The sequence below is a fragment of the Peterkaempfera podocarpi genome (assembly GCF_042466665.1).
Taxonomy (GTDB): domain Bacteria; phylum Actinomycetota; class Actinomycetes; order Streptomycetales; family Streptomycetaceae; genus Peterkaempfera; species Peterkaempfera podocarpi.
Genome location: NZ_CP162102.1, coordinates 8,099,054 through 8,120,048, shown reverse-complemented (window position 1 = coordinate 8,120,048; position 20,995 = coordinate 8,099,054). Strand labels below are relative to the sequence as shown.

The window sequence follows — 20,995 nt, the reverse complement described above, 5'->3', positions numbered from 1 at the left end:
CCAGCACGCGCACCGTTCACCTCCGCCCACAACGCCGGCTCCCGGACCCTGCCCGGCGTCAGCCGGCAGGCCGCACCCCTTCCCGGGCAGTGCGACAGCGGCACCGCGCGCAGCCGGGCCGAGCGACGCCCGTGGTGCCCTCGGCACGCCTCACGGGTGATGCCCGGCATCATGGCCTGACGGGGACTGCTGCTCCTCCGAGCGGGCGGCACGCCGGACGCGACGCAGTCTGACGGCGAAGAGCAGAGCCGACGCGGCAAAGAGCACTCCGGTGATCGCCAGCCATCGGCCGAGGTAGACATTCTCGGGCAGCCCGGTGGCGCCCTCGTAGGGGGCCGAGAGGTCGAGAATGAGGGGGAACCACACCAGGAGCAGCACCCCGGAGAGGAAGGCGGGGACCCTCAGATGGTTGATCCACGGCGCCGTGGGCACCGGCTGCGCGCGGTGCCGCATCACGGACAGCGCGGACAGGTCCGCGAGTGAGTAGAGCGGCAGCAGGACCAGGTCGTGGACCACCGCCGCGCCCACGAGCCAGACCGCGACCTCCAGCGGCCGGGCGGCGAACAGCCGCACAGCGGCGTAGCCGGTGAGGGCGAACGACGCGATGAGGACCAGCAGATGCAGGGGACCCGCACCGTACCAGCGGGGCAAGCGTGCCATGGTCATGTCCTGAAGGTCAGTCGGTGCACCCATTTGGTGTTGTTCACACCGGGGTTCGCCGGGACGATGATGCGGGCCGGATAGCCGTGGTCGAGGGAGAGGTCCGCCCCGTTGACCCGAAGCGCCAGCAGGGCCCGCGGGTCGTGGATCTGGTTTCCCCGCAGGACCACCGAGCTGTAGGGGCCCGGCGGTTGGACCGATTCGACCAGCACGCTTCCGGCGTCGGGGAGGCCGGCCATGGCGGCGAGGTCGGTGAGCCGCAGGCCGCTCCAGTGCTGGTCCTCGGTGGACCATCCCTCCACGCAGGCGATCGGCAGCGCTGCTGTGTGTTGGTGCATCGCGAGGAGTTGCGCGCGGGTGAGGACCTGGACCGGCCCGCGGCCGTGCACCTCCAGCCGCCAGTCGGGGCCGACGTGCGCGGCGGTGATGCCGACTGCGGCGGCGGTCTTGTTGATCTGGAAGCCGTTGGGTCCGCTGCGGGGGTTGCGGTTGTGCGGGGCGAGCAGCGCGGTGCCGCGCAGCCGGCCGCCGATGCTCTGTCCTGCGGTGACGCCCAGGAGGAGCAGCGATCCGGCTCCCACCAGTCCGACGGCGCCGCGCCGCGTGATGCTCGGCCTGGCGGGGTCGGCTGGGACCAGACCGTCGGGGTCGGGGGGTTCGGGTCGGGTGTGGGCGAGGTCGGTACGGAGTTCCGCCAGCAGTCCACGGGAGCGCAGGGCCTTTGTCATCCGACCGAGCCTGAGGCAGACATGGACGGTGAAGGCGGCGATGAACACCCACGCGCCGTAGAAGTGGAGGGTGTAGAAGGAGCCCGGGAAGACGTAGTGGAGCTGGATGTTGAGGATTCCGGTGATGAACTCGAAGACGGCTCCGCCCACCAGCAGGAGCAGGGAGAGCCGCTCGAGCGCCTGGGCCGCCGACCGCAGGGGCGGCCACTCGAAGAGTTTCGGGATGACCGACCAGAGCTTGGCCAGCAGCACGGGGACGAGGGCCACACCGAGCGTCACATGGACGCCCTGGGTGAGGCGGTAGAGCCAGTAGGGGTGGGTGGGCCAGTCGAAGAGGTAGAAACCCAGCAGTCCCTTGTCGGGTGTCTGGTCGTTGAGCCGGCCCAGCGACGGGTTGTAGGCCGCGTAGGACAGGGCGCCGGTGACGAACAGCACCGGGATGCCGAGCAGCAGCACCAGGCCGAAGACCGAAGTCAGCCAGGGGCCGCGGATCGGGCTGCGCCAGAAGCCCCGCCGGAACGGTCCCGGGGGCGCGGGCAGTTGGGCCAACCGCTGCGCGGCCGGGCGGACGCGGCCTGCCGTGCGGGCGCGGACACCGGCGAGCTGCTGCCGCAGCCGGGCGCTGGTGCGCTTCAGGTGCCTGGCCCGCCCGGGGGAACCGAGGCCGGGGGCCGTTCGCCGTTCTCCATCCACCGTCTCCTTGTCTCCGGGTACCGCTCCGGGTACCGCTCTGCGTGGTCCGCGCCGGCATTCCTCACGTCCCGCTTCCCGTCCGCTCCCTTGCCGATCGGGCAGCGGTCCGCAGGGCCGGAGCCACCACCGCGGTCAGTGCGGCGGCGTAGGCCCAGGTCTGCACGGCGGGGTTGCCGTGGGCGAGGTACACCGCTGTCCCGGCCAGCGGTACGCCCAGCCACTCCCAACTGCCGTCCAGCGCGACCAGCACGACGATCAGCAGGGCGTACCAGGGGTATCCGGGGGTCAGCGCCAGGAAGGCCGTGCCGGTCACCAGCAGGGCGCCGCGCCAGGGTCGCGCCGGATCCCCGTAGCGCAGGACCCAGCCGCATGCCGCTGCCACCGCGAGCAGGGCCGCGCCCTGGGCGAGCGTGTCGGGGAGCACCAGCCGTAGCAGGCTGAAGCGATGCAGCTGCCCGTCGTCGTATCCCTCTTCATGGAGGTAGCCGGGCAGGTAGCCGAGCACCGCGGCGCCGTCGGACACCGCGTAAGGAAGGTAGGCCAGAGCGAACGCGGCCATCGCGGCCGCGACGGCGAGCAGGGCGCTGCGGCGGCCGGCGCGCGGCGCGCGAGGGCGCAGGACTCCGGAGAGCAGCCCGGGCACCGCCAGTCCTGGCAGCAGTTTGACGGCGGCGGCGGCGCCGAGCAGCGCGCCTGCCGCCGCGGTGGTGCGGCGGCGGGCGGGTGCGGCGGCCAGGCCGAGCCCGGCTGCCGTGAGCAGGGCTCCGAGCGCGTCGATGTGGGCGTTGTTCACCGCCTCCAGCGGTACTGCGGGGCACCAGGCCCACAGTGCCGCCTGCCACTGCCGTTCGCGGCCGGCCCGTCGGCGCAGTACGGCCAGCAGCACCCCGGTCGTGGCAAGCGCCGTCAGCACTCCGCTGACCTGGACGGCCTTGTGCCGGGCTCCGGCAGGAGCAACGGTCTGCACAGCCGCGAACCAGCCCTCGGCCACCGGCGGGTAGATGGTCCGCACCGTCGGGCGGTTGATGCGGGTGCAGATCGGGCCGGGGGCGGGGTGCAGGTCCCAGGCCCGGCAGTCGGTTCCGGTGGGGAAGAGCCATCGGTCGCGCAGTGCGGTGAGGGCCGGGTCGGCCGGGGTGTGGCCGTACGGTGAGATCCCGGCCGCCTGCACCCGGCCGTCCCAGGCGTACCGGTAGGAGTCGTCGCTGGTGCGCGGAGGTGCGACCAGTCCGGTGGCCGCGATGGCCAAGCTGCCTGCTGCGACCAGGGGCAGCAGTCGGCGGGCGGGGATACGGCGCGCCATCACGACGGCTGCGGCGAACAGTGCCCAGCACAGGGCGTACCAGCCGAACAGCCCGCCGGTGTGGCCGAGGTCCCCGCCGCTGCGCAGGGTCACCAGCAGGCAGCAGGTCAGGGCCGCGAGCGTCGCGGCGCAGAGCGCGGTACGGGCGCCGGGGGTGTGCCACCGGGAGGAGCTGCGTGCGATCGGCGGGGAGTCCTCGCCGGTGCGGGTACGGCGGTTCGCTCTGGCGCGAGTTCGGGTCCGGTCGGGGTTTCCGGCTGTGGGTGGCATGCCGTCACCTGGCCAGGGCCACAAAGTGGCGTCCTGCCGACGTCCAGGCTTCCGCGGTGCGCAGGCCGGCCAGTCCGCCCTCCCTGAGCGCGGCCCGGGCGCCGAGCCGGGCCCAGGGGAACGCGGGTCCGCGTCGGCCCGCGTCGTCCTCCATGCACACCTCGATGCGTTCGTCCAGGTCGTCGGGCTCCACTTCGGCGATCAGCCGGCCTTCGGGGGCGAGCAGTGCCCGGGTCCGGGTCAGCAGGCAGCCGGGGTCACCGCCGATGCCGAGGTTGCCGTCGATCAGCAGGACGGTGCCCCATCGGCCCTCGCCCGGCAGCGGGTCGAAGACCGAACGGCGCAGGGCCGTGCCGCCCAGGCTGCGGGTGTGGTGTACGGCGGCGGCCGCCAGGTCCACTCCCAGGGCCAGGGTCCCGGCGGCCATCAGTTCGGCCACCAGCCGACCTGGCCCGCAGCCCACGTCCAGCACGGGGCCCCGACCGGCGCAGCGGTCCAGGACGCTGCGGTCGGCTGCGTCGGGAGGGCCGCACCAGCGTTCCACATCCAGCCGGTGGCGCCCGCCGTCGGCCCTGCGCAGCCACAGCGGGCCCCGGCCGGCCAGCACCGCGGCGCCGTAGGGGCCGTCGGACCAGGGCCGCCCAGAACGGGATGAAGCAGACCGCGACGAAGCAGGCCGGGGCGGGGTAGACCGCGACGAAGCAGACCGGGGCGAGGCGGACCTGGTGGGCGCGGAATCCTCGACGGGCCTGCGCACCGGCTCACTACGCAGTGGCGAGGCCATGGGCACCTGCCGAGGTCAGGCCCTGCCAGCGAGCGGCAAAGCGGGTGTGCGGGGCGGCGTCCGCCACCTGCCGGGCCTCGGCGGCGGTGTCCACGTCGGTGAGGACGGCCAGGTCACGGGTGCGCAGCCCGGCTGCCGCCAGGCGGTTGCGGAGCTCGGCCCCGGTGTTCGGTGCGGACATGGGCACCCCCGGCAGCAGTCGGCGTGCGGCATCGGGCCGGGCCAGTCCTAGGGCCCAGAAGCCGCCGTCCGCCGCGGGTCCGTACCAGGCGTCGCAGTCCTGCCAGGCGTGCGGGCCGAGCGCCGGGGCGAGCAGTCCGGGGGTCAGTTGCGGGGTGTCCATGCCGACCAGCAGGGCCGGGAGGTCGGGGTCGGCCGCCTCGAAGGCGGCCGCCAGTCGCGCGTCTAGGCCGCCGCCGCACTGCGGGACCACCTGGTAGCCGGGAGGCACCCACCGTCCCGGCTCGCCGTCGAGCACCAGCAGTCGGTGGCGCACCGGCAGGCGCACTCCGATGTCCAGGGTGTCGGCCAGAGCCGCGGCGGCGACCTCTGCGGCCTGCTCCGGGGTGCATGGGGGGCACAGCCGGGTCTTCACCCGGCCCGGCACCGGCGCCTTGGCGATCACCAGCAGGGTGCCGGTGACCGGTGGTCCCTGGGTGCGGGCCAGCACCCGCCGCATGTCGTGCACGGCCTGCCGGGTGCCGCGCACCGTACCGGTGACCTTCGAACGGCCGGCGCGCGGCCGGTAGTCCACCGGCTCCTCGGCGATCCGCAGCCCCAGCGCCGCCGCGGACAGGACCGTCTCCAGCGGGTACCCCGAGCGGCGGTCGGTCTGTGCCAGGGCCAGCAGCGCCTCGCGGCGGGCGGCCCGCATCGGACCCAGGTCGTGCAGCCGGGCTCCGGTGCGACGGCGCAGTCGCCGGGCGAGCCCGGCGTTGGCCAGCCGGGCGTGCAGCGGCCAGGCTCCTCGTCCGACGGGGACCCTGCGGCCGAGCACCAGGTCCGCCCGGCCGTCGAGGACCGGGGCGGCGACCCGGTGCAGCTGCGCCGGGTCGAGGGAGGCGTCGCAGTCGAGGAAGCAGACCACTTCGGCGGTGGCTGCCGCGAGTCCGGCGTGGCAGGCGGCGCCGAACCCGCGCCGGGGCTCGTGCACCACGGTCGCGCCCAGTGAGCGGGCCAGCTCCGCGGAGCCGTCGGTCGATCCGTTGTCCACCACGATGGGCCGCCAGCCCGCGGGGACACGTTCGAGCACCCAGGGCAGGGCAGCGGCCTCGTCGAGGCAGGGCAGGACGACATCCACCGAGGTGAGGGAGGGTGGCTGCTGAGTCGGAGTCACGCTGTCACGTTACGAGCGGGAGGCGCGCCGGAGGCGTTACGACGCCTTACGGAAGTACTACGAGGCCGGACATTGCCGGATTTTACGGACAGCACCCGGCCTAGACTGCTCCGCATGGCCGAAAGCATGCCCGGGCAGGACCTCCCCTCCGACGAGACACGGCACAGGGTGCTTGTCGTGGACGACGACCGCACCGTCGCCGAGGTCGTCTGCGACTACCTCGCCCGAGCGGGCTACCTGGTCGACGGCGCCCAGGACGGGCCGGCCGCACTCGCCCGGGCCGCGGCCCACCGCCCCGACCTGGTGGTGCTCGACCTGATGCTGCCCGGCCTGGACGGCATCGAGGTCTGCCGGCGGCTGCGCGCCGCCGACCATGAGGCCGGACGCCCGCCCCTGCCGGTGGTGATGCTCACCGCGCGGGGCGAGGAGGCCGACCGCATCCTCGGGCTGGAGGTCGGCGCCGACGACTATGTCACCAAACCCTTCAGCCCACGCGAACTGGTCCTTCGCGTCCAGTCGGTGCTCCGCCGCACCACCGTTGCCGGGGCAGCCGTGACCGCGGGCACGGGCCGCCTCGTAGCCGGTGACATCACCCTGGACCCGGCAGCCCGCCGCGCCTTCCGGGGCGAACGCGAACTCGCCCTCACCATCCGGGAGTTCGACCTTCTCGCCTTCCTGCTGCGGCACCCCGGGCAGGCCCTGTCCCGCGAGGAGCTGATGCGCCGCGTGTGGGGGTGGGAGTTCGGCGACCTGTCGACGGTCACCGTCCATGTCCGCAGGCTGCGCGAGAAAGTCGAGGACGACCCCGCCGCGCCGCGGCTGATCTCCACCGTCTGGGGCGTCGGGTACCGCTTCGACACCGCAGCCACCGCCATCGACGCCGGCACCAGCACCAGCACCAGCACCAGCACCGCCATCGACACCGGCACCGCCATCGACACCGCCCAGGAGAGAACCCCGTGAAGGACCTGCTGCTGATCGCCGCGATGGCCGCCCTCGGGGCCGGCACGGTCGGCCTCGCCGCCGCGCCCGCCGTACGGCTGCTGCGCCGCCGTTCCGTGGCCGCTTCACTGTTCGCGGTCGCGGTTGTAGCCGCGGCGGCCATGACGGCCGGAACGGTCATGGTGGCGCAGGCCATGTTCCTGTCCGACCACGACCTCGGCGTGGTGATGGCGGTGGTCGGCATGTCCGCCCTGGCCGCCCAGGTACCCGCACAGCTGATCGGGCGCAGGGTGGTCGCCGGCAGCCGCGCCCTGGTCGCCGCCACCGACCGGCTCGGCAGCGACGAGGGCTTCACCGCACCCCCGGGGCTTCCCACCAGCGAACTGACCGCCCTCGGCCGGGCGCTCGAGGACACCAGTGCCAGGCTTGCCGCCTCACGCCGCCGGGAGCACGCCCTGGAGGCATCCCGGCGCGAGCTGATCGCCTGGATCTCGCACGACCTGCGCACCCCGCTGGCAGGGCTGCGCGCGATGGCCGAGTCTCTCGAGGACGGCGTGGCCGACGACCCCGCCCGCTACCACCGGCAGATCCGTACCGAGGTGGACCGGCTCTCCGGCATGGTCGACGACCTCTTCGAACTCTCCCGCATCCACGCCGGCGCTCTCACCCTGAGTCTCGCCCGGGTCTGCGCCTACGACCTGGTCGACGAGGCCCTGAGCGGTGCGCGGCCCCTGGCCCGGGAGCACGGCGTGCGGCTGGTCGACGGCGGGGTGGCGGCCGAGCCGGTGGAGGTGGACGGCCGGGAGATGGCCCGGGTTCTGGCGAACCTGCTGGTCAACGCCATCCGTGCAACACCGGCTGACGGCACGGTCGCGGTGGCCGCACGCCGGGAGGGCGACGCCGTGGTGCTCTCCGTACAGGACGGCTGTGGTGGTATCCCCCCGCAGGACCTGCCCCGGGTCTTCGACACCGGCTGGCGCGGCGGCGCCGCCCGCTCACCGCGGCACGTCACCGGGGACTCCAGGGAGCATCACGGCGACACGGGCGCCGGACTGGGGCTGGCGATCGTCCGCGGCATCGTCGAGGCGCACGCAGGTCAGGCCACGGTACGCAACGTCCAAGGCGGCTGCTGCTTCGAGGTCATCCTGCCCACCCCGGGCCACCGCCTCCGGCCGACTGTCGGCGCGGCCCAGGTCTGACCTTCGTGTTCGGCCGGTTCAGCGCAGGCCCGGCCCGGCCGCCGCCTCGCGCTGCGGCACCGCGGCGAACTCGGCCATGCCGTCGGCGAAGGAGACCTCCGGCCGCCAGCCCAGCTCACTGCGCAGCCGCTGGGAGCTGGCCGTCACATGGCGGACATCGCCCAACCGGTACTGGCCGGTGACGACCGGCTCGGGTCCGCCGCAGGCCCTCGCCAGCGCCCGGGCCATCTCCCCCACGGTGCGGACCTCGCCGCTGCCCACGTTGTATGCCCGGAACGCCTCGCCGGTGCCTCCCTCGATCCGCTCCAGCGCGGCACGGTTGGCAGCGGCCACGTCGTCGACGTGGACGAAGTCCCGCCGCTGCCCACCGTCCTCGTACACCCGCGGCGCCTCCCCCCGCGCCAGCGCCGAGCGGAAAATCGACGCCACTCCCGCGTACGGGGTGTCCCGCGGCATGCCGGGCCCATAGACATTGTGGTACCGCAGCGAGATGGCGCGCCCGCCGCAAGCCCGGGCCCACACGGCCGCCAGATGCTCCTGGGCCACCTTGGTGGCCGCGTACACATTGCGTGGGTCCGGTGCCGCGCTCTCCTGCACCAGCTCCGGCTGCAACGGCCGACCGCACTCGGGGCACCGGGGCTCGAACAGACCCGCCTCAAGATCCGCCACCTGCCGCGGCGCAGCCGTGACCTCCCCGTGGTCGGTGCAGCGGTAGCGCCCCTCCCCGTACACCACCATGGAGCCCGCCAGCACCAGGCTGCGCACCCCGGCCCGGGCCATGGCCGCGAGCAGGACGGCGGTGCCCAGGTCATTGCAGCCCACGTAGCTCGGAGCGTCGTCCAGGTCGAGCCCCAGCCCGACCATGGCGGCCTGATGGCAGACCGCCTGCACCCCGCACAGCGCCTGCGCCACGATCGCCGGCTCACGCACATCGCCCACCAGCAGCTCCACCCCGGCCGGCAGCGGCGGCCCGGCATCCCCGCGCCGATGCACCTCGGGCAGCAGTGCGTCCAGCACCCGCACCTCATGCCCGTCGGCCGCAAGCTGCGCGGCCACCCGCGACCCGATGAACCCCGCTCCGCCCGTCACCAGAACCTTCATAAAGGCGACGCTAATCAGCGACACCCGCTCTGTCCGGCTCCGACAGGCCCGGACGGCACTGCGTCATCACACCGTAAGACCTCGACGCGGCAGACGGACCACCCGCCGGCGCTCGGAAACCCGGCAGTCTTGTCCCAGGTGCTCCTGCGGCCAGGAGACCCGCTCCGGCCGGCGACAGCGCCCCGGCACCATGCGTATGGCCAGTCAGGTGAGGTGCGGCGCAGCGCCGTTGGCTCGCCGGCGCCACCGTGCGCCTACCCATCCGTGAAGGGCCGACAGAACGCCGACTCGGGTGGGACCGGTCACGTTGCGGCGCGCCATCAAGCAGGCTTCGGTTCATACCCTTCGGCGGCCGATCCAGACCCGGTCGGCCATGGCCCTGCCGTAGCAACGGTGTCCTGCGGCGCGCTGTCTCCGACGGAGCGGCGGTGCACGGCCTGCTGCGGCGCACGGGCGGTCAGCGGCAGGAGCCACCTGCGCCAGGAGGTATGTGTGCGGTGCGACGGGGGTAGGGACAGCGCATGGCCTGCCGCATCACAGAGCTTGTGTTGGATTGCCGTGACCCGGAACTGCTTGCCGGCTTCTGGTGCGAGGTTTTGGGCTTTGTGGTGTTGGGGCGCGAGGGCGACGATATCGAGATCGGCCCCCGGGAGGGGGCTGACGGCCTTCAGCTCACTCTGGTGCTCAGCCGGACCCAGGAGCCGAAGAACGGCAAGCTGCCCCTGCACTTCGATCTCAACAGCACCGACCGAGACCAGGATGCCGAACTCGAACGTCTCCTTGCTGCGGGGGCGCGGTTCGCTGACGTCGGCCAGAGCGGCCAGGAGTCCTGGTATGTGCTCGCCGACCCGGAAGGGAATGAGTTCTGCCTGCTCCGGGCCCGCGTCTCCTGAGCTGATACAGGTCTGCCGGCCTGCACGGACGCCACCGGAACCAACTGCCTGACTCGGCCACTCCAGCTTCGTGCCGCTCGTTCCAGCCGACGGAGATCACCCACTGCTCGCGCTCCATCACCACCGCCGCGCCGCCCGCCGCAGCCTGAGTACAGGTGCGGTCGGTTCCCGTGAACAGAGCCGGCGGCGGGGTGGTTCACCGTCAGGAGCACCGATACGGTGACCGCATGGACAAGGACGAACAGCTGCTTCACGCCTCGTCGTTCGGCGCTGCGGCGGTCGCATACGCCGAGCACCGCCCGGACTACGCGCAGGCCGCGGTGCGCTGGGCACTGGAGGCCGCGCCCGGCCTGCGCGTGCTCGACCTGGGCGCCGGGACCGGGAAGCTCACCGCCACGCTGGTCGCGCTGGGCGCCGAAGTGATCGCGGTCGAGCCCGACCCGGCGATGCTGACCGAGCTGCGCCGCTCACTGCCGGCTGTCCACGCCCTGCCGGGTAGCGCCGAGGCGATACCGCTGCCGGACGCGTCCGTCGATGCCGTGCTGGCCGGCAACGCCATGCACTGGTTCGACATGGCCGTCGCGGGACCGGAGATCGCCAGGGTCCTCGCACCCGGCGGCATCCTGGCCGGCCTCTGGAACGTGATGGACGACGGGGTCGAATGGGTTGCCGGGCTCGCACAGGTCAGCGGCAGCGCGGCCATCGGACCGCGTGACACGCCCACCAGCTGGCGCGCCGAGACGGCCGACATGCACCTTCCCAGGACTGACGCGCCTGCCCGGTTCGGTTCGCCGGAGCAGGCCGAGTTCCCGCATGGGCAGCGCCGCACCGCCGACTCTCTCGTGGCGACCCTGGCGACGCGCGCGGGGATGCTGGTCATGCCCGAACAGGAGCGAGAGGCCGCGCTGGGCCGGATCCGTGCATTCCTCGCCGGCAGGCCGGAGACCGCCCACGGCGAGTTCACTCTCCCGATGCTGACCGGCGTGCTGCGCGTCAGGCGGCTGTGAGGCATCACGTCGGAAGCGCCCGAGGAGCGCCGCACGCCGTCCCACGCGCATGGCCGGTCCGCTGATGCGGCCGCCGAGCCTGTGATGCCCCGTCACTTGCCATATCGATGACGGCGTTTCACAGCGACCACGGCGCGATCCGCTGCCGTGCGGTTCGCCGAAGCGGCTCCGGCCAGTAGTCTGCCGCTGCCGTTCCCACGAGAAGGAGACCGCTGTGCCGCATGTCTCGATCAAAGCACCCGTACCCGGCATCGGCGGGTTGCTGGCCACGCGACCGGACACGGCGCAGCCGCTGATGTTGCTGGCGGAGACGCTGCTCCGCGGTCCGTCGCCGCTGTCGCGCGGCGAGCGCGAACTGATCGCGGCGTATGTGTCGGAGCGGAATGCCTGCCGTTACTGCGCGGACTCGCACGGCGCTTTCGCCGCCCAGCAGTTGGACGGAGGTGAGGAGCTGGTCAAGGCCGTGCTCGCCGATCCGGCAACGGCACCGATCGACGCTCGGCTGCGCGCCCTGCTGCGCGTCGCGGACGAGGTGCGGGCGGAGGTGACGCCGGCCTCCGACGAGACGGTCGCCCTGGCTCGGGCGGCTGGCGCGGAGGACGCGGACCTCCACGACACGGTGCTGATCGCAGCCGCGTTCTGCATGTACAACCGCTACGTCAACGGGTTGGGAACGGAACTCCCCGCCGACCCCGACCACTACCGCGACTCGGCCCGCCGGATCGTCACTCACGGCTACCTGCGACAGCGCGCCTGACCGCTGCGGTGGCCGAGGCGCCGGCGGCCCACAACCACAACGGTGGCCGCCCGGAGCTGACAGCAGTCGGGGGCTCGCACGGAAGGTGATCCGTGCGAGCCCCCGACTTCCTTCCGCAGCTGGTTACCTCGCGGCCCAGCCGAACCGCACGCCGGCGGCGGGCAGACCGCCCGCGCCGGGGGCGTAGGTGGTCACGGCCGCGACGGTGCCGCCGGTGATGTTGGACCACGGCACCGCATACAGGCTGCCATGGGTGTTCGGACCGTACGGCATGCCGAGATACAGGGCGTTACCCGTGCCGTAGATGCTGCTGCCCACCTTGTGGGAAGCGGTGGGAGTCCCCGGAACTCCGACGCTGCCCTCCTGGAGCCAGTAGTCCGCGTCACCCGGGTTGCCCTGCGTGTTGAAGATCTGCACGGCGCCGGCCTGGGCGACGCTGCCGAGGGCCTCACCGGGGATGCCGACGGCCAACTCGAGGTTGTTGATGCCGTCCCCCGGCAGGTCGGCCAGCGTCACCTGGGCGCCGAAGCGGTCGCCGGCCTCCGGGCCGCCGCTGACGTCCGCGGGGGACTGATCGATGCTCTCACCCAGGGAGATCGCGTTGAGACGGTCATTGATGAGTACGACCCGGCCCGCGTCGGCGTACGAGGTGCTGCCGACGGTGGTGTCCTCGCCGGGGACGCCGACGGCGATCACGGCGTTGGAGAGCTGCGTTTTGACGCCGTTCGGAAGAGCGAGGTACTGGTAGTAGGTCGCCGTCGAGAGCGACGCGCCGAACTGGTCGCCGGTCTCGTTCTCCGAGGTGAAGGACTTGGAGTCCTGGCTGACGAAGCCCAGCTGAGTGGGTATGCCACCGGAGTTGAGGTCGTGCGACAGGACGGTGACTGCTCCCGTGTCCGTTGCGGTGCCGGTCACCTTGCCCAGTGCGTCGGTGACGGGGAGATCCTCACCCGGAGCGCCGATGGCGATGACGGCCTCGGACGCCGCTATCGCCGAGCCGAAGTGGTCGCCGGTCTCCGCGGTGTCGTCAAGGCCTGAGGAGTCCTGGCTGATCGCAACGCTGACGCTGCCGCGCAGGTAGACGACCGATCCGGCATCGGTGGCGGCGCCGACATCCTTGCCCGGGATACCGACGAGCAGATAGGGCTCACCCGAGCTGGTCTGCCCGGCCGCGAGGGTCGCGCCCATCTGGTCCCCGGCCTTCGAGGCCATGCCCAGCAGGGCGCCGGAGCCGGAGCCCTGCTCCAGGTGCAGGGACGCCTGACCGTTGGTCAGCCCGCTCGGGGAGCCGTAGATGATGTCGGCGAACCCGGCGTCGGCTCCCCCGGGGAGGTCGTCGTACGGGGTACCCACCACCAGGTCGCTGCAGCCGTCCTCGTTGTGGTCGAAGACGGCGATCGCCTCACCGAACTCGTCACCGGCCTCCGCACTGCCCGCGATCGTGCTCAGGTCCTGGTTGAGTTCGACGGTGCCCTTGCCGCCTCCGTACACCACCCGGACCAGACCGGCCTTGGCAAAGCCGTTGACGGTCGCCTCGGGGTCGGCGATCGCGATGTCCGCGATGCCGTCGCAGTTGAAGTCGGTGATGCGGGGGGCGTCGATCTTCTGGTAGATCCAGGAGGTCAGATCGTCCACCCGGGTGGCGACGGCGCTGTTCGGAGTGCCTTCGGGGCTGTCCACCGCGTAGCAGCCCACCTGGTAGGAGCGGCTGTTCAGAGCCACCACCGGGGGCCTGTCGTCGGTGATGGGAAGGGGCCCCCCGCCGATGACGGGGCCGGTGGCCGTCGGGGTGGGAGTGGGGGTGCTGCTGGGCATCAGCACGACGGGGCCGCCGGCGTCGCCGCTGCACACACTGGCGTTGTCCTGGCCGGTGACCTGGACGTCGCTGCCGTTCACGGCGTCGACGGTGAAGGCGCCGGTGTGAAGCTTCGTGGGGGACACCTCGTCCGTGCTGCGGCCGTATCCGGCTGCCAGCAGCTGGTCGCCCGCGGCAGGGGCGGTGGTGCCGAGCTTCGCCGGGGTGACGTCCAGGACCGGCCGGGCCAGCCGGGCCAGCACCACATCCCGGCCCGGATACGGGACCAGCTCGACGACATCGCGCACAGCACCGCTGGTGCTGGTGAGGTCGGTGCGGCCGATGGTGGCCACCGTCTTCTGCGCGGGCTTGCCCGCCGGCACCGTCAGACTCGCCGCCGGGTCGTCGACGAAGCAACTGGCCGCGGTGAGCAGCCAGTACTCGTCCACCAGGACGCCCGAGCAGCCGTGCTGGTAGTCGCCCACGGTCAGCTGCGCGGTGTAGGCGTAGGAGTCGTCCGCCTGCGCGGTGCCGACGACGGCCTGGGCAGGCGAGACGAGAAGGGTCAGCGGCGTTGCCACCAGCGCGGCGGCCACGACGGCCGCGGCAGTGGAGCGGGCCTTGCGTACGGCTCTCAAAACCGGTTCCTTGTCGAAGAGGAGGGACGACGATCGGTGACGCGGTGCCCGGTCAGCCACCGGTGACAATCTCCAGCAGCGCATACTCATGCCCGGGGTCGGTACCCTCACCAACCGGGGTCCAGGTGTCCTCCGGAACGTCGACCGTGCTCTGCGCACCGTCATAGGTCATCGTGACCGTGCTGGCGTCATCACCGCCCTTGACGACATAGACCGAGGGAACCTCCAGACTGAGATACCCCGGCCCACCGGTCGTCCGGAAACAGATCCTCTCCGGCGCGGAACGGGACCAGACCTCCAGCAGCCCCGCCTCACTGTCACACTCGGCCAGCAGAATGCGGCCATTACCGCGTTTGAGTACGATGCCCTGCTCCGCAAGGATTTCATCCGCATGCGGATATGCGTAGTTCTCGACCGCATACGCCGGAGCCCCCTGCGCCACAGACGCAACGGACGGCCGGTCAGCCGAGTGGTGCACCGTCCCGAACACGGCCGCCAGCGCGGCCGCGCCGGCAGCAATGCCCGTGATCAGCGCACGAGTCGCCAGTCTCATGGATGTCCTGTTCTTCGCCTCGCCGGCAAGCAAACCGCTCACCAGCCCTCAAAGAGAGGAAATTCGCACAGCGCTACCGGCCGGGCAACCGCGAAATGCACAGAACCCGCCACATGCCCTGCGTCCATCCAGCCACGTCTACGCGCGGACGGTGGGTGTACGTAGGCGACCTACGCACCTTTCCACCCCACCTGAGCAGATCCACCACCGCACCGCCCACTCTCGCCCGGCGGCCACGGAGCAAGAAGCACAAAACCCTGCAACAGCAATTGCCGTGCCATTTCCGGACATAGATGGCGCACACACTGACGTATCGCCACTGAACGCCACGGGCACTCACACTGAGAAACCGGCGCCCCATGCGGGAGGATCCTCCCGACGATCAACGTTGGCTCGATTTGGTGACACGCGCGAACGTACCCGTCAATTCCATTGCCCTGACCGATTTAGCTCTGCAAGCATCCCTTGCCGCTCACGACCTCGAATCGCCATGCGGTGAAGCGGGGTCCCGCACGCCCGTGAAGCACACGGGCGTACGGGACACCTGCCGTGTCACTGATCACTGACTCGCCTACCGGCCTTCATGACAAGGACAAGGGACAACACGCTTATGCAGACCACGTTCTGGAGTCGACGCCGCTTCCTCAGTGCCGTCGCGGCAGTCACCGCTGCCGCGGCCTCTCCCCTGGCGTTAGCTCCCATCGCGCGAGCCGACAGCACGGACGGTGGGACCTTCGATCCGCTGCCGCTGCCGGACACCGACCGGGCCCAGGCGGTCAGGGCGTGGGTGTTGGGCGGGGAGGGCGTCAAGGCGGCTGCGGGCAACGCGCTCCACGGCGCCGACGCCGACATCCAGAGCTTCCTGGCCGAGGGCCTGTCGCAGGCAACCGCGCAGGACAACCGCACCGCGGTCCTCTCCTACCTCGGCGTAGCCGGTACGGGACTGCGCCGCGCATCGACCGACGCCCTCAACGGCGACGACAGTGAGGTGGCAGCGTTCCTCGCGGGCGCCTACCAGTCAGCCCTCGTGGAGGACCTGCGGGTGGCCACCGTCACCGTCGCGGGCACCGGAGGCACGTCCGTCAACAAGGCAGCCTCGACCGCCCTGGACACCAACACCCAGGACGCTTTCGAGGACTTCCTCCTGAACGGCCAGTACACCGCCCGCCAGACCGACATGCGGGTCCAGATCACCCAGTTGCTGGTCAGTGCCGGACCTGAGGTGAAGAAGTACGCGGGCCGGGCCCTCACCGCCAATACCGCAGCAGACTTCGAGTGGTTCCTCGACACCGGCCAGCACATCGCCCGCGCTCGTGACCAGGAGACCGCGACGATCGACGAACTGGTCGCGGTCGTCGACCGGGAGGGCAAGCACGCCCAGGCCGAGACCGACCTCGCCGTCGAAGCCTCCGACCGCGCCCAGACCGCCGCAGCGGAGGCCAAGGAGGCTGCCCTGACCGCGGCGGCGGAGGCGCAGGCAGCGCAGCAGGACGTGGAGAAGTCCGGTGCGGCCGCCCGCAAGGCAGCCACTGCCGCCAAGGGCGCAGCGAACGCCTCCCGGAACGCGATCAAGGCCTCCTCCGCCGCCGTGACCGCCTCGCGCCGCGCCGCCACGGCCGCCAGCGCGGCCGCCCACGCTGCCGCAGCAGCCGGCGCCGCGGCAGCCGGCGCCTACAACTCCGCCATCGCGGCGTCCAAGGACGCCTCCCAGGCCAGCGCGGCGAAGAACGCCGCGGTCGCGGCCCGCAACGCCGCCGCCAAGGCCCGGACCGCCGCCCAGGCCGCCGACTACGCCGCGACCGCCTCCGCGAAGGCCGCCAACGCCGGTTCGGCAGCCGCCTCCGCGGCCCGCGACGCCGCCGCGGCCGCCAATGCCTCCGCCCAGGCCGCCGCGTCCTCCGGCGCGGCACAGGCCGAAGCAGCCGAGGCCAAGCGCCAGGCGGACATCGCCAACGCCGCTGCGGGCCAGGCCACTTCCGCCGCGGCCTCCGCGCAGTCCCAGGCCAACACGTCCGCAGCGGCCGCACGCACTGCGCGCGACGCCGCCAACAGCGCGGCGGACCACGCGGACGCGGCCGCTGACGCGGCCGACGAGGCGGCGCAGTACGCGGGCCAGGCCATCGACTACGCGAACAAGTCCACCGCGCACGCCGCCGCAGCGGTCGACGCCGCCAACACCGCCAGCCAGGCCGTCCAGGACGCCATGACAGTGGCCCAGGCAGCCCAGGACGCGGAGCTGGCGCGTGTGGAGCAGGACAAGCAGCAGGGTCTTGACGAGGCCTCGCTGCTCGCCCAGTCCGAGGTCGACCAGAAGGCGGCGTACGAGAGCAACCGCACCCAGGAGCAGCAGACCTCCCAGGCCCTGCAGGACCTGATCACCCAGGCCGAGCAGGCGCTGGCCGACAACGACCTGGACTCGGCCACGACGCTGGGCCGCAAGGCCGCCGTCGGTGTCCTGGACGCGCCGGGATCGTGGTCGCGGCAGGCCGCCCAGTTCGCCCTGTCCGGTGAGGACAGTGACGTGCACGCCTGGATCAGCGCGGACCGTGACCTCGCCCAGGCCCAGGACGACGCCGAAACCGCGCTCTACCTCGCCCAGGTATCGACCCCGAACCTCGCCGACGCGGCACAGGCCGCACTGGCGAGCAGTGATCCTCAGGCAGTCCGGGACTTCCTCACCACCGGGGTGATCGCGGCCGCCGCGCAGGACAACCGCGTCGGGATCGCGCAGGTCCTCTCCACCAACCCCGGCACGGCTGTCAAGGCGGCAGCGCAGGCCGCACTCGACGACAACACCGCGCAGAAGCTGCATGACTTCTTCGCCAGCGACTACCCTGACGCGGTACGGCAGGACGACGGCGTCGCCACGGCGCAGCTCCTGTACACCGGAGGCCCTTACACCAAGGCGTTCGCCTCGGTGGCGTTGGAGGGTCCGACCTGGATGCGCAGGAACTTCATCCAGGTCGTACAGCACAAGTCGGCTCAGCTCGACTACGACTTCGCGGCCCACACCACGGCGATCAGCGGGGCGATCGCTGCGGCGGCGAAGGTCGCGTGCCTGGCGCAGCAGAACGCGGCGCTGGCCTCAAAGGCGGCCGCCGACGCCCGCAAGGCGGCATCGGAGGCAGCCGACTGGGCCTCCAAGGCGCAGGACTCGGCGAGCCAGGCCAACCAGTACGCCGCGCAGGCACGGCAGAACGCGAACGACGCGGATGCGTCCGCCGCTTCCGCCCAGGCTTCGGCGGACCGGGCCGAGGCCGCGGCGGCCACCGCGCGGGGCGCCGCCCGCTCGGCGAACTACTCGGCGAACAAGGCGATCGACTCGGCCCGCGCCGCTCTGAACTCCGCCGCCAGTGCCCAGGCGTCGGCGGCCAGCGCGCGTCAGTCCGCGATCACTGCCGGCCAGGACGCGAAGACGGCAGCGGCGGCGGCAAGCGACGCCCGCCGGATCGCTGTCCAGAAGCGCCAGGCCGAGGCGGCGGAGGCGGCTCGGCAGGCCGCTGAGGCAGCACGGAAGGCCCGCGAGGACGGCACCAACCCCGCCGACAACGACACCAACGACCAGGTCAACGAGAGCGGGACCGAGAGCGACGACCTTCCCTGGTGGAAGGAGGACGCCGAGCGATATGCCGAGTATTCCGAATCGCTGGCCCAGGCCAGTTCGTTCGCCGCGGTCGGCGCCTACGGCCTGGCCGGCTTCTCCGCGCTCACCGGCGACGAGCCGGGTGCCCTGGTGCTGGTGGGCGTCGCGGAGTTCCTGGACCAGGTGTCCGTGGGTGCCGACGTCCTCGGCACCGTGTTCACCGGTATCAGGTACGGGGTCAACAGCAAGGAGTTCGCCCACTCCGCCGGGCTGACCGCGCTGTCGCTGATCACCTTCGGCCAGGCCAGGGTGATTGACAGGTCCTTCGAGAAGGTGGCTCCGGTGGGCACCAAGGTCATATCCGCCGTCCACACTCTTACGTCCTCGAGCGTCCACTGGCTGTCGAGCCACTGGTGACATCGCGGGGCTGGGGCCAGTCGGCCCTGGCAGGACTCCCGGGGGCCGGCACGGAACTCGTTCCGTGCCGGCCCCCGGGCCTTTCCGGCTCTGCCGCTCCATCTGTCCGCCGACCTGGATCGGCTGACGCACTACAACGCCGCTCCGGGCACAGATCCTGAGCTGTCGCCACACTCCGGACCTCGAACGCCGCAAGGCGTGGAGCCGGATCGGCCGCCGGACGGGCGATCCGAACTGCCCGCCATCCGGGGGCACCCGCGCCTCGGGCCGTCGGAGTTCCCCGAGGACCTCCCCGACCGCCAACAGGACGAACCTGCCCGGACCGCACCCCAGGGCCCGCGTCTGCAGTGCGCGTACCCGCCCGGAATCGTCCGCTGCCGTTCATGCTCACATCGGTAGGCGGCGGAAGCATCCGCTGCTTCCGCCGCCTACCGGGTTTTCGGGTCAGGCGATCTTCATGCTGCTCCAGGCGAAACTCTTGACTTCGGATTCCCACAGCCTGACGGGGTTGGCGAAGCCGGTGCCCGTCGAGGTGAAGGTCCAAAGACCGGAGCGGCCACCGTCCGCTGTGCCGTAGTCGTACATCACGGCGACGTCGGACTTGCCGTCGCCGTTGAAGTCACCGGCGACGGGCGTGCTCCTGCTCCAGGTCCAGCTTGAGGTGGAGTCCCACAGCTTGACGGGGTTCTTGAACCCGGTGCCGGTCGAGGTGAAGGTCCACAGACCGGAGTGGCCGACGCCGTCCGCATCGGTGCCGTAGTCGTAGAAGACACCGACATCGGACTGTCCGTCCCCGTTGAAGTCGCCGGCCACCGGCTTGCTGTTGTCCCAGTTCCAGCTTCCGGTCCCGGAGTCCCAGACCTTCACGGGGTTGTTGAAGCCGCTGCCGGTCGAGGTGAACGTCCACAGACCGGAGTGGAACGTACCGTTCGCGTTGGCGCCGTAGTTGTACAGCACGCCGACATCGGACTTACCGTCCCCGTTGAAGTCACCGGCCACCAGCATGCTGCTGCTCCAGTTCCAGCTTCCGGTCCCGGAGTCCCAGACCTTCACGGGGTTGTTGAAGCCGCTGCCGGTCGAGGTGAACGTCCACAGAGCGGAATGGTTCGTGCCGTCCGTGTTGGCGCCGTAGTTGTACAGCACGCCGACATCGGACTTACCGTCCCCGTTGAAGTCACCGGCCACCAGCATGCTGTTGCTCCAGGTCCAGCTCCCGGAGGAGTCCCAGACCTTCACGGGCTTGTTGAAGCCGCTGCCGGTCGACGTGAACGTCCACAGGCCCGTGTGGCTGACGCCGTCCGCGTCGGTGCCGTAGTTGTACAGCACGCCGACGTCGGACTTGCCGTCACCGTTGAAGTCACCGGCGACCTGCTTGCTGCTGTCCCAGCTCCAGCTCCCGGTGCCGGAGTCCCAGACCTTCACGGGGTTGTTGAAGCCGCTGCCGGTCGACGTGTAGGTGAAGAGACCGGAGTGGTTGGTACCGTCCGCGTTGACGCCGTAGTTGTACAGGAGGCCGACGTCGTCCTTGCCGTCACCGTTGAAGTCATGGATGCGGGGCACCCGGGTCTTGTCGGCGATCCACGAGGCCAGGTCGTCCACCCGGGTGTCGACGGCGCTGTTCGGAGTGCCTTCGGCGGTGTCCACCCCGTAGCAGCCCACCTGGTAGGAGCGGCTGTTCAGGCCGACCAGCTCGGGCTTGCCGCCAGTGGTCCGCAGGACGGGGCCGCCGGCGTCGCCGCTGCACACACTGGCGTTGTCCTGGCCGGTGACCTGGACGTCGCTGCCGTTCACGGCATCGACGGTGAAGGCGCCGGTGTGCAGCTTCAGAGGTGTCCACTCGTCCGCACTGCGGCCGTATCCGGCCGCCACCAGCTGGTCGCCGGCGGCAGGGGCGGTGGTGCCGATCTCCACCGGGGTGACGTCCAGGACCGGACGGTCCAACCGGGCCAGCACCAGATCACGCCCCGCGTACGGAGCGAGATCGATGACCTCGCGCACATCACCGCTGGTGCTGGTGAGGTCGGTGCGGCCGATGGTGGCCACCGTCTTCTGCACGGGCTTGCCCGCCGGCACCGTCAGACTCGCCGCCGGGTCGTCGACGAAGCAACTGGCCGCGGTCAGCAACCAGTTGCGGTCGACCAGGACGGCCGAACAGCCGCGCTGGACGTCACCGACGGCCAGCTGCGCCGTGAAGGCGTAGGAGTCGTCCGCCTGCTCGGTGCCGACGACGGCCTGGGCAGGCGAAACGAGAAGGGTCAGCGGCGCTGCCACCAGCGCGGCGGCCACGACGGCCGCGGCAGTGGAGCGGGCCTTGCGTACGGCTCTCAAAACCGGTT

Annotated in this window: 15 protein-coding genes and 1 pseudogene; 6 read left to right on the top strand and 10 right to left on the bottom strand. The window is 71.7% G+C overall.

Going from position 1 to position 20,995, the window contains the following annotated elements:
- Positions 1-150: 150 nt before the first annotated feature.
- The 6 genes and pseudogenes from AB0761_RS35330 to AB0761_RS35305 form a co-directional block, all read right to left on the bottom strand.
- Complete coding sequence (locus tag AB0761_RS35330) at positions 151-666, bottom strand: hypothetical protein (RefSeq protein ID WP_377273352.1); 516 nt, start codon at positions 664-666, stop codon at positions 151-153.
- Entirely contained in the window at positions 663-1,937 is a 1,275-nt protein-coding gene (locus tag AB0761_RS35325) for a molybdopterin-dependent oxidoreductase (protein WP_377274492.1), read from the bottom strand. Before AB0761_RS35325 ends, AB0761_RS35330 begins: the two co-directional genes overlap by 4 nt.
- Positions 1,938-2,142: 205 nt before the next feature.
- On the bottom strand, positions 2,143-3,654 hold the full coding sequence (locus AB0761_RS35320) for a glycosyltransferase 87 family protein (RefSeq protein ID WP_377273351.1): 1,512 nt from the start codon (positions 3,652-3,654) through the stop codon (positions 2,143-2,145).
- 4 nt (positions 3,655-3,658) lie between these two features.
- Positions 3,659-4,261, bottom strand: a complete 603-nt coding sequence (locus tag AB0761_RS35315; RefSeq protein WP_377273350.1) for an SAM-dependent methyltransferase — start codon at positions 4,259-4,261, stop codon at positions 3,659-3,661.
- Between the two features lie 157 nt (positions 4,262-4,418).
- On the bottom strand, positions 4,419-4,889 hold the full coding sequence (locus AB0761_RS35310) for a DUF2064 domain-containing protein (RefSeq protein ID WP_377274490.1): 471 nt from the start codon (positions 4,887-4,889) through the stop codon (positions 4,419-4,421).
- 189 nt (positions 4,890-5,078) lie between these two features.
- Positions 5,079-5,738: pseudogene (locus AB0761_RS35305) on the bottom strand (glycosyltransferase family 2 protein); the annotation flags it as partial.
- Between the two features lie 150 nt (positions 5,739-5,888).
- On the opposite strand from AB0761_RS35305, the gene AB0761_RS35300 reads away from it, so the two are divergent.
- Both AB0761_RS35300 and AB0761_RS35295 read left to right on the top strand, forming a co-directional pair.
- On the top strand, positions 5,889-6,737 hold the full coding sequence (locus tag AB0761_RS35300) for a response regulator transcription factor (protein ID WP_377273348.1): 849 nt from the start codon (positions 5,889-5,891) through the stop codon (positions 6,735-6,737).
- Entirely contained in the window at positions 6,734-7,915 is a 1,182-nt protein-coding gene (locus AB0761_RS35295) for a sensor histidine kinase (RefSeq protein ID WP_377273347.1), read from the top strand. The genes AB0761_RS35300 and AB0761_RS35295 overlap by 4 nt, the downstream gene beginning before the upstream one ends.
- A gap of 18 nt (positions 7,916-7,933) precedes the next feature.
- On the opposite strand, the gene AB0761_RS35290 is transcribed toward AB0761_RS35295, so the two are convergent.
- Positions 7,934-9,016: an NAD-dependent epimerase/dehydratase family protein gene (locus AB0761_RS35290; RefSeq protein ID WP_377273346.1), complete on the bottom strand. Its 1,083-nt coding sequence runs from the start codon at positions 9,014-9,016 to the stop codon at positions 7,934-7,936.
- Positions 9,017-9,537: 521 nt separating this feature from the next.
- Between AB0761_RS35290 and AB0761_RS35285 the strand changes: the two genes are divergently transcribed.
- From AB0761_RS35285 to AB0761_RS35275, 3 genes are all read left to right on the top strand, one after another.
- Positions 9,538-9,909, top strand: coding sequence for a VOC family protein (locus AB0761_RS35285; RefSeq protein WP_377273345.1), 372 nt, complete (start codon positions 9,538-9,540; stop codon positions 9,907-9,909).
- Positions 9,910-10,136: 227 nt separating this feature from the next.
- Complete coding sequence (locus AB0761_RS35280; protein WP_377273344.1) at positions 10,137-10,916, top strand: class I SAM-dependent methyltransferase; 780 nt, start codon at positions 10,137-10,139, stop codon at positions 10,914-10,916.
- 214 nt (positions 10,917-11,130) lie between these two features.
- Positions 11,131-11,673: a carboxymuconolactone decarboxylase family protein gene (locus AB0761_RS35275; RefSeq protein WP_377273342.1), complete on the top strand. Its 543-nt coding sequence runs from the start codon at positions 11,131-11,133 to the stop codon at positions 11,671-11,673.
- A 123-nt stretch (positions 11,674-11,796) separates the two neighbouring features.
- Here the strand turns inward: AB0761_RS35275 and AB0761_RS35270 are convergent, their stop codons facing one another.
- Positions 11,797-14,106, bottom strand: a complete 2,310-nt coding sequence (locus AB0761_RS35270) for a S1 family peptidase (RefSeq protein WP_377273341.1) — start codon at positions 14,104-14,106, stop codon at positions 11,797-11,799.
- 52 nt (positions 14,107-14,158) lie between these two features.
- Positions 14,159-14,701 (bottom strand): hypothetical protein, encoded by a 543-nt coding sequence (locus AB0761_RS35265; RefSeq protein ID WP_377273340.1) that lies wholly within the window; start codon positions 14,699-14,701, stop codon positions 14,159-14,161.
- Between the two features lie 568 nt (positions 14,702-15,269).
- Here AB0761_RS35265 and AB0761_RS35260 point away from each other — a divergent pair.
- Positions 15,270-18,659 carry an ALF repeat-containing protein gene (locus AB0761_RS35260; protein WP_377273339.1) on the top strand — a complete coding sequence of 1,130 codons (3,390 nt, stop codon included), beginning with the start codon at positions 15,270-15,272 and terminating at the stop codon, positions 18,657-18,659.
- A gap of 444 nt (positions 18,660-19,103) precedes the next feature.
- Here AB0761_RS35260 and AB0761_RS35255 read toward each other — a convergent pair whose 3' ends face one another.
- Positions 19,104-20,987, bottom strand: coding sequence for an FG-GAP-like repeat-containing protein (locus AB0761_RS35255; protein ID WP_377273337.1), 1,884 nt, complete (start codon positions 20,985-20,987; stop codon positions 19,104-19,106).
- Positions 20,988-20,995 lie beyond the last annotated feature (8 nt).

Bases quoted from the DNA above. Each gene is read 5' to 3' on its own strand.
- AB0761_RS35260 (WP_377273339.1), top strand. From the start codon at position 15,270: ATGCAGACCACGTTCTGGAGTCGACGCCGCTTCCTCAGTGCCGTCGCG.
- AB0761_RS35320 (WP_377273351.1), bottom strand. From the start codon at position 3,654: ATGCCACCCACAGCCGGAAACCCCGACCGGACCCGAACTCGCGCCAGA.
- AB0761_RS35290 (WP_377273346.1), bottom strand. From the start codon at position 9,016: ATGAAGGTTCTGGTGACGGGCGGAGCGGGGTTCATCGGGTCGCGGGTG.
- AB0761_RS35330 (WP_377273352.1), bottom strand. From the start codon at position 666: ATGACCATGGCACGCTTGCCCCGCTGGTACGGTGCGGGTCCCCTGCAT.
- AB0761_RS35280 (WP_377273344.1), top strand. From the start codon at position 10,137: ATGGACAAGGACGAACAGCTGCTTCACGCCTCGTCGTTCGGCGCTGCG.
- AB0761_RS35285 (WP_377273345.1), top strand. From the start codon at position 9,538: ATGGCCTGCCGCATCACAGAGCTTGTGTTGGATTGCCGTGACCCGGAA.
- AB0761_RS35300 (WP_377273348.1), top strand. From the start codon at position 5,889: ATGGCCGAAAGCATGCCCGGGCAGGACCTCCCCTCCGACGAGACACGG.